Source organism: Kitasatospora sp. NPDC032757 (assembly GCF_055579305.1).
In genome coordinates this window covers 1-8,057 of the sequence record NZ_JBVINN010000073.1, presented here as the reverse complement: position 1 = coordinate 8,057, position 8,057 = coordinate 1, and the positions used below count along the sequence as shown (strand labels likewise).

Below are 8,057 nucleotides of genomic sequence, written 5' to 3'. Positions count from 1 at the left end.
GGTGTGGTTGTGGTTGGTGTGTGTGGCCTTCGGGGGAGGGGGGGAGGGGGGGTGGTGGGTTGTGCGTTGGGGGGGGTTTGTTTTTGGGGGGGGGGGGGGGGGGGGGGGGGGGGGGGGCCCCCCCCCCCCCCCGCCGCGGGAGACTACCTCACTCGCGGGCGCTGCAAAATCTATGCGCGCCGGAGTAGACATTGCTCGCGGGTCGGTCTAGCGTTTCTCTCGTAGACAGCAGTCTGCGATACCGGCCGGACACGAACTGGCCGGGGTTGTCGGACAGAAGTTCGCAGTTCGGTCCGGCAGTGGAGTTCCGAAGCCAGGCAGGTGCAGGACGGCGACGGGACTGGCTGCCGGACCGGGCGGCCCGCAGGTATCAGGGGCCGCCACCAGCGGTACCGGTAGTACGCAGTTCGGTGAGTGCGGTACCGGCAGTCGCAAGACAGGCAGGACCTCGGCAAAGGCGCCCAGACTGCGGGCGCGCGTGCCGAGGGGTCCGGGCAGTGGTTCCAGGCCAGCGCAGGTGCAGGACGGCCGGCGGGGCCGGCTGCCGGACCGGGTGGGCCATCACGGCCACCGACCAGTAGTACGCAGTTCGGCAGGTGCAGTACCAGCAGTACGAAGTGACAGGTCAGTACAGAGGATGAACGGAGGGCGCAAGCGCCATCAGGATCGCCCGGCCCGTGAACACTCGTCCGGGCGGACACCGCAGACCCCAACGCAAGGACGGTGGTTTCCGGTCACGCATACGCGATCCCCGCACACCCCCTCCGGGGCAGTGCGGAAGTAGAAGGACCGACCCCGGGTCGGTAGATGGTGTTGTTCCCCTTCGGGGCCCCGGAGCCGACACGGCCCCGGGGCCCCTCGACGCGTTCTCCCCGAGAACCAGAGAGGTGCAGTGACTACAACGGCCAGCCCCGACACACCCGACAAACTCGACGACGACGACTACCCCGCCTACACCATGGGTCGCGCCGCCGAGATGACCGGTACCACCCCCGGCTTCCTGCGAGCCCTCGGCGAACACCGCCTCATCACCCCACTGCGCTCCGGCGGCGGCCACCGCCGCTACTCCCGCTACCAACTGCGCATCGCCATGCGTGCCCGCGACCTCGTCGACCAGGGCACCCCCATCGAGGCCGCCTGCCGCATCGTCATCCTCGAAGACCAACTCGAAGAAGCCCTGCGCCTCAACGAACAACTCCGCCGCTCCCAGCGCGACCGTGAGCCCACCGCGGACACCTGACCGGACCGGCAACCTGGCCTACAGCCGCGGGCGGAGCCTATGGACAGATTCTGCAGGCTCCGTCGCGGCGGTGGCGTGCCGGAGCCCGTCGTGCACGCCGGGGCGTGGCAAGCCGGCGCGACGCTGCACGCCGCCCTCGCCCGGCACCCCAGCCGTCCCGGCCACGTCCAGGATGAGGACGACGACCAGGAGCACCCGCTGCTCGGCGACGTCCCTCACCGGGTCCGCCGCCGGGTGGCCGCGATGACCATGGAGAACATCCAGCAGGCCCGGCACCGGGCCGGACGAGCGCGCCGAGCCGGCCGGCAAGGACAGGGCGGGCCCGGACGGCGGCAAGGGCAAGGCCGGGAGGCCGACGAAGGCCGGGAAGACCACGAACGACATCGGCACGGATGGCCGGGCCTCGGCCGGGGGCGAGAAGGTCCACGGCAAGCCGGGCGAGGACCGCGGTGGACGGCCGAAGCCGGCCCGCAGCCAGGACAAGGACGCGGCCCACGGTCACGCCCGAGGCGGTAGGAAGGGCGGACCCGGCAGCAAGGAACAAGACCACGGCCGGCAAGGCGACACCCCCCGAGGGCGCGCAGCGCGCCGCCTGACCGGCCGGCTCGGTCGGGCCCCCAGCAGTACTGGGGGGGGGGGGGGGGGGGGGGGGCACCCCCCCCCCCCCCCCTCCCCTCCAAGGGGAGGGGGCGACTGGCGGTTTCTCGGTTTGCCACCCAAGCGAAGAGGCGGGGGAACGGAAAGGGGAGCTTCCGCAAGGACGGCCTGGTCAGTCTCGCGGCCGGTACCTGGGAGCGGGAGGGGGGATGGTGCCGTCCTCGTCAGCGCTGGGCGGGGCCGCTGAACTCGCGGCCGGGTCCCGCTTTGGTAGGCCGGGCCGGTTACCGCGTTCCTGCCGCGTTTCGGTGCTTTCGGTGGCCGCTGCCGGGCGTTGTCCGCAACGGCGCAAGGATGCCGGTGTGGCGCACGGTGTCCGCCGGGTGCTCTGGTGTCTGATGGGGAGGGCTTCTGCCCGCCTGGAGAGGTCCCCGATGAACGACTACGACCGGCAGAGTTCCGGATCCCAGCCGCGTCCTCGCGCCAACGGCTCGCTCCCTTCCCCGGTCCGTGTGGTCGAGCTGGACCTGGGGAAGCCGGGGGAGCTGCGTGCACCGGGCGGGTCCGCACCCGCCGGCGATTTTGAGAGGCATGTGCTGGCGCTGGTACGGCGTCATGGACAGCCACTCGGCCTGGTCACGGCCACCGGTGCCGAGGGCGACGAGGCTGCGTTGAGTCACATGCTGGTCGAGGCCGCTCTTCAACAGCTTCAGGTGTCCACCGTGGCTCCAGCCGGGAAGGCTGCGGCCCCACTCCGTCGGGCGGCCGGTGCCAAGGTGCCGGCCGACCCGGTGCCGGTGAGCGTGATCGTGTGTACCCGGGACCGCACCGGGATGCTGCCGGCGTGCCTGGATTCCGTGCTGCGGATCGCCTACCCCCGCCTGGAAGTGATCCTGGTCGACAACGCACCCTCCAGCGACGACACCGAGCGCCTGGTGCGCTCCCGCTACAGCGATCGGATCCGCTACGTCCGCGAGCCCGCGCCGGGCCTGTCCCGGGCCCGCAACCGCGGCCTGATGGTCGCCGGCGGCGCGATCTGCGCCTTCACCGACGACGACGCCCTCACCGACCCTGGCTGGGTCACCGCCCTGGTCGACGCGTTCGCCGATGACACCGTCGCGTGCGTGACCGGGATGGTCCTGCCCGCCGAACTGGACACCGAGGCCCAGCTCACCGCCGAGGCCTACGCCTCCGGAGTGCGGGGTTTCACCCCCCAGTCCTGGTCCCTGCGCCAACCGCTGTCGGACCCGCTCACGCAATTCTCACCCGGCCGCTTCGGCTGCGGCGCGAACATGGCCTTCCGCACCGACGTCCTGCGGGCCATGGGAGGCTTCGATCCCGCGACCGGCACCGGCACCCCTTCCCGGGGCGGAGAGGACCTGCTGGCCTTCCACGAGGTCCTGACCGCCGGCTACACCGTGACCTACCAACCCGACGCGATCGTCTGGCACCGCCACCGCCGCAGCATGAACGAACTCGCCCGGCAGGTCGAGGGCTTCGGGATCGGCTACACCGCCTATCTCACCGCCGCCGTCCTTCACCGACCACGCCTGCTGGTCTCCCTCCTGCGCCACCTGCCCAACGGCCTGTGGCGCTGGTACCGGGCCAATCAGCGCAGAACCCGGCAAGCCGGCCCCCTGCTGGACCCGGGCAACGACGACAGCATCCGTGTCCTCAGACGGCTGGAACGCCGAGGACTGCGCTACGGCCCGTACCGCTACCTGCAAAGCGTCTGGCAGCAACGCCACACCCGACCCGGAAGGTAGCGCCCGGGGGCCCGTCCACACCGGCGGCGCCTCACGCTCACCCGCACGTGCCGCTCCATGGCATCCGGCCACGAAGCGTCCGCGACAACCTCCCCGGACCTGTTCGGCGCTTTCGGCTCCGAGGAGAAGACCCTGCAGGCCGGCATGGGCGGGCCCGCCGGCGTCCCCGCAGTACGGTCTCGACGCCGGGGCCTGATTCTTCGCCCGGCCCCTGAAGTGATGCCGGGCCGGCAGGAGGGCACCAGGCGGTGGGCGGTGGCGGCTCGGACGCCGCTCGTCGACGACATGGCCCCGGCCCTCCTGCGCTCTCTGCACCCCGGGCCCCGGCCGGCTCGGCCGGGGCCGTGGTCAGTGCGGATCCCTTACCGGTGGCGCCGCCCTTGAGCGGTGGGGGTGTGGCGGGCATGGTGACGGGCCCGGCCGAGGGCGTACCAGCAGGCCCAGGCCAGCGCTTGGGAGTAGGCGACGAGCTGTTCGGCCCGAACGGTCTCCGTGCTGGCGCGGGTGCCAGGACAGGCCGCGGTGCCGGCCGATTCTCAGGGACACCGGTACCTGGCGGCCGGGCCACGGCCGGCCGCATGCCGCCCGGGGCACCGCGCGCTTCCCCTGCCCGACACGGGTGGCTTGGTAGGTTTCGGCCATGCTGAGGATGGTCGACGTGACGGTGAGACCCGCCGCTGGACGCTCAGGCATGTACCGGGTGGGCGCCGACCGGCCAGGGCGCGACACTCGGGGGCCGGCCGCTGCGCCGGTACGCCGTCCTGACGCGTTCCCGGGCGGCTGTCCGGTCGTGAGCGGGCGCGGCCGCTCACGTGTGCGGTACTGCTCGTCCCGCCCGGTCTGGTCCGTGGTGCTCGCTCTTGCGTCGATGCTGGTCTGGGTCGTGGCCGCTCCGTCCCCTGTCGCGCGGGCCGCGACCGCGTGTACGGCGAGCCTGTGTGTGCTGAACGCGAGCGCCGCGAACGCCCTGTACGCCCACCCCGGCAGCATTCATGTCACCGGTGACATCCGGGTCAACTCGACGAACAGTCAGGCGGCGCTGGTCAGCGGTACCACCACGGTCACCGCGGCCGGGGGCACCATCGGTGGCCCGGCCGCGCCGGCCGGCTTCGCCACCTCCGGCGGCGGCTCGTACAGCCCCGCCCCGACCAACCAGAGCGCCGTCACCGACCCGTACGCCGCGCTGGCCCAGTGCCCGGCCGCCACGGCCTGCCCCACGACACCGGCCGCGCCGTACCCCAGCGTCAACCACATCTCCGGGAACCAGACGATCAGCGCGGGGGTCTACACCAGCATCACGAACCTGGGCGGCACCCTCACGCTCAACCCCGGCACGTACGTCGTCACCACCGGCATGACGATCTCCGGCGGGAAGCTGAACGGCACCGGGGTGACGATCTACCTCGCCTGCCCGGCCTACCCGACGGCCTGCGGCACGCTCACCGCCGGCGCGTTCTTCCTCGACCAGACCGGCGGCAAGACCACCCTCAGCGCGCCGACCACCGGGGCGTTCGCCGGTTTCTCGTTCATCGCCGACCGCAACAACACCGCGGGGGTCTCGGTCTCGGGCAACGGCACGTCGATCACCGGCGGCGGCACCGTCTACACCGCCGCGGGCAAGCTGAGCGCCTCTTCCGGAGGCAAGGCCAGCTTCACCCGCGCGGTCGTGGACACCGTCGAGACCAGCGGCAGCAACAGCACCCAGATCAGCGTCATCCCGAACACGGGCACGCTGTCGATCAGCCTGCCGTCCGCCGCGTCACTCGGCGGCGCGGCGCCCGGCGGCACCCTCAGCGCGGCCCTCGGCGCGGTCACCGTCTCGGACGGGCGGGGACTGGCCACCGGCAACTGGACGGCGACGGTGTCCGCCACGAACTTCACCACCGGCGGTGGGACGCCCGCGGAGACGATCACCACCTCGAACGTCTCGTACTGGTCCGGGCCCGCGAACAGCATGAACGGCACCGTGACCACCACGCCGGGCCAGAGCGACGCCTCCGCCAAACAGGCGCTCAACAGTCCCAGAGCAGCCTTCAGCTCCAGCGGCAACGGGAACAGCTCGACCAGCTGGAGCCCCACGGTGGTGATCACCATCCCCGCCGCCGCGGCGACCGGCACCTACACCGGCACCATCACCCACTCCGTCGCCTGACAGCGCGACCCCTGAGGAGGCCGGCGGTACGGCTTCCGGTCGTCCCCCGGACAACGGCCAGGCCTCGGGCACGAGCCGAGCGGCAATGTCCCGGCGGTCCGCCAACTCCCCACCTCAGCGTGAGAACGCAACCCCGGGGGAGCGGCCCGGCGCCGGGCCGGCTGGGCGGCGGGCCGCGGGGATCCCGGCCCGGTACCCGGCCCGGCCGCCCTCCAGGACGGTGGGGAGCGCGCGGTCTCGTAAGCCGGGCTGAACGGAGGACATGACGTTTGGTCACTCATCGGATACGGATAATCATATGAGTGCCGGTGGAGGGGAACAGGCCCGTCCGTTGCGGCCCTGGACGACGAGGGAGCACCCATCCATGCGTATCCGATACTCCGTGGCCGCAGGAGCCGCGATGGTTGTCGCCCTCGCCGGAGTGGCCAGTGCCGCGCCCGGTGACACGACGGTGACGTTCTCCGTGTCCGCTGGTTCGCTGGCGATCACCGTGCCCGGCTCGGCGGGTCTGGGAAGCGGGCTGCCCGGCAACTCGGTCAGCGGCCAGCTGGGCAATGTCACCGTGACCGACACCCGCGCCCTGCTCACGGCCGCCTGGACCGCCTCCGTCACCTCCACCAGCTTCACGACCGGCGCCGCAACCCCCTCCGAGACGATCCCCACCAGCGCGGTCTCCTACTGGTCCGGAACCGCCACCTCCACCAGCGGCCAAGGCACCTTCACCCCCGGCCAGGCCACGGCGGGCCAGGCCCAGACCCTCAACACCAGCCGCACCGCCTACACCCTCACCTCGGGCGTCGGCAACAACTCGGCGACCTGGAACCCCACCCTCGTCGTCGCGATCCCCGCCGGCGCGGTGAACGGCACCTACACCGCAACGGTGACCCACTCCGTCGCCTAACGTTCTTCCGCCCCTGGGCGGATGCGACGGGCACAGAAGGAGCCACAGTCACCGGGCGCGCCCTTCCTCGGGTGTCCGGCCGCCGCAGGCAGCGTCGATCCGACAGCGGCACGCCAAAATGCACGCCGTGCCGTTGCCGCAGGAGGATGCTCCCGGTGAACAGCCCGGCCTCGCCGGCCGAGGCCGGCGATGAGGTCGCTGCGACGGTCCGTGCGCTCGACCCTACGGTGCTGAAGGCGGGCGCCATGACGCCGGGCGGCCTACGGGAGACCCTCCTGGCGCCCGTGCCGATTCCTTGATGGCCACCTCCCCGCCCGGGTGCGCACCTTGATGGCCACCTCTCGGCTCGACGCGGAGCCCGATGCCCCGCGCGGTCGCCGAACTGAACCCCGCACACCTTGGCGGACCCTTGGTGAACAGCCCCCACCGCCGCAACGATCACGTAACGGCCTCCACCAACGTTGCTGCCGCGACGACCGCCAACGTTGGTTGACCCGTCTCAGTGACTGTTGTCTTTCCGGCCTTGAGGGCGGCGTTTTCGCTGTTCAGGCATAGGGTCGGTGGTCTCGGGGAGTGGTGACATTGTTGAGTCGTCGCTCTGCTGGAGGTCGGGGATGCCGTCGGTCGTGGGGCTGCTGGAACAGCGTGAGCTGACCGCTCGCCGTCGCATGGACGAACTGCGGGAGGAGGCCGACCGAATCCAGGCCGAACTGGCCGTGGTCGAGCGGGAGTGGAACGAGTGGGTCATCGCCCGCTCGCGCGTCGGCGAGGTCCTGGCCCCGGGCGACGACGTTGCCGACCCCGATGCCCGCGAGGATCTGACGGATCGCAGTCAGCCGCCGACAACGCCCGGGTCTTCGGGGTCGGCGAAGCCGAAATCGATGGTTCCGATGTGGCGTGCGGGGCTGGCCTGGTCGGCACTGTCGGTGGACTACCAGCGGATCCTGCAGGCTCTCGCGGACCGGAACCGATTGGGTCAAGGGCCGCTGGCGTGCCAGGAGATGGCCGCCTGCTTCGGCCTGGACCCGGTGCCGGCGAAGATCGAGGCACTGCGCTCGAAGGCAAAGCGGCTGGTGGCGAGGGGTTGGCTGGTCGAGTCGTCGCCGGGCCGGTTCACGCTCGCGAAGGACGTGGCCGGGCAAGCCGGCGGGTCATGAGCGTCGTCATCGACCAGTAGACCATCGCCTCCGCGCTGCTGGCGGACCGTTCGAAGTCGCGCACGAGGCGGCGGCTTCGCATCAGGTGGGCGAAAAACCGCTCCACAATCCAGCGCTTGGGCAGCACGACGAAGCCCCGCATGTCGTCACCGTGGGTTCTACTGATCCCCGCAACACCCTGGAGTTCAGGGGTTGCGGGGATCATGGATTTTGAGGCGCTGAAGACGAGGTTCTTCGAGGCGTT

6 protein-coding genes and 1 pseudogene are annotated in these 8,057 nt (G+C 71.5%); 5 read left to right on the top strand and 2 right to left on the bottom strand.

Annotated elements, in window-relative coordinates; all coding sequences use genetic code 11:
- Positions 1 to 958 precede the first annotated feature (958 nt).
- Positions 959 to 1,240, top strand: coding sequence for a helix-turn-helix domain-containing protein (locus ACZ5WK_RS39275; RefSeq protein WP_465555229.1), 282 nt, complete (start codon positions 959 to 961; stop codon positions 1,238 to 1,240).
- Positions 1,241 to 1,258: 18 nt separating this feature from the next.
- On the opposite strand, the gene ACZ5WK_RS39270 is transcribed toward ACZ5WK_RS39275, so the two are convergent.
- The gene (locus ACZ5WK_RS39270) at positions 1,259 to 1,624 is read right to left on the bottom strand and encodes a hypothetical protein (RefSeq protein WP_465555213.1); all 366 of its coding nucleotides are present in this window, start codon (positions 1,622 to 1,624) and stop codon (positions 1,259 to 1,261) included.
- A gap of 647 nt (positions 1,625 to 2,271) precedes the next feature.
- On the opposite strand from ACZ5WK_RS39270, the gene ACZ5WK_RS39265 reads away from it, so the two are divergent.
- From ACZ5WK_RS39265 to ACZ5WK_RS39250, 4 genes are all read left to right on the top strand, one after another.
- Positions 2,272 to 3,603 (top strand): glycosyltransferase family 2 protein, encoded by a 1,332-nt coding sequence (locus tag ACZ5WK_RS39265; RefSeq protein ID WP_465555211.1) that lies wholly within the window; start codon positions 2,272 to 2,274, stop codon positions 3,601 to 3,603.
- A gap of 847 nt (positions 3,604 to 4,450) precedes the next feature.
- The gene (locus ACZ5WK_RS39260) at positions 4,451 to 5,755 is read left to right on the top strand and encodes a hypothetical protein (RefSeq protein WP_465555209.1); all 1,305 of its coding nucleotides are present in this window, start codon (positions 4,451 to 4,453) and stop codon (positions 5,753 to 5,755) included.
- A gap of 364 nt (positions 5,756 to 6,119) precedes the next feature.
- On the top strand, positions 6,120 to 6,656 hold the full coding sequence (locus ACZ5WK_RS39255) for a hypothetical protein (protein ID WP_465555207.1): 537 nt from the start codon (positions 6,120 to 6,122) through the stop codon (positions 6,654 to 6,656).
- Positions 6,657 to 7,270: 614 nt separating this feature from the next.
- Entirely contained in the window at positions 7,271 to 7,813 is a 543-nt protein-coding gene (locus tag ACZ5WK_RS39250) for a hypothetical protein (RefSeq protein ID WP_266301110.1), read from the top strand.
- Here ACZ5WK_RS39250 and ACZ5WK_RS39245 read toward each other — a convergent pair.
- Positions 7,770 to 8,057: pseudogene (locus ACZ5WK_RS39245) on the bottom strand (hypothetical protein); the annotation flags it as partial. The gene ACZ5WK_RS39250 and the pseudogene ACZ5WK_RS39245 overlap by 44 nt on opposite strands.

Bases quoted from the DNA above. Each gene is read 5' to 3' on its own strand.
- ACZ5WK_RS39275 (WP_465555229.1), top strand. From the start codon at position 959: ATGGGTCGCGCCGCCGAGATGACCGGTACCACCCCCGGCTTCCTGCGA.
- ACZ5WK_RS39270 (WP_465555213.1), bottom strand. From the start codon at position 1,624: ATGTCGTTCGTGGTCTTCCCGGCCTTCGTCGGCCTCCCGGCCTTGCCC.
- ACZ5WK_RS39265 (WP_465555211.1), top strand. From the start codon at position 2,272: ATGAACGACTACGACCGGCAGAGTTCCGGATCCCAGCCGCGTCCTCGC.
- ACZ5WK_RS39255 (WP_465555207.1), top strand. From the start codon at position 6,120: ATGCGTATCCGATACTCCGTGGCCGCAGGAGCCGCGATGGTTGTCGCC.
- ACZ5WK_RS39250 (WP_266301110.1), top strand. From the start codon at position 7,271: ATGCCGTCGGTCGTGGGGCTGCTGGAACAGCGTGAGCTGACCGCTCGC.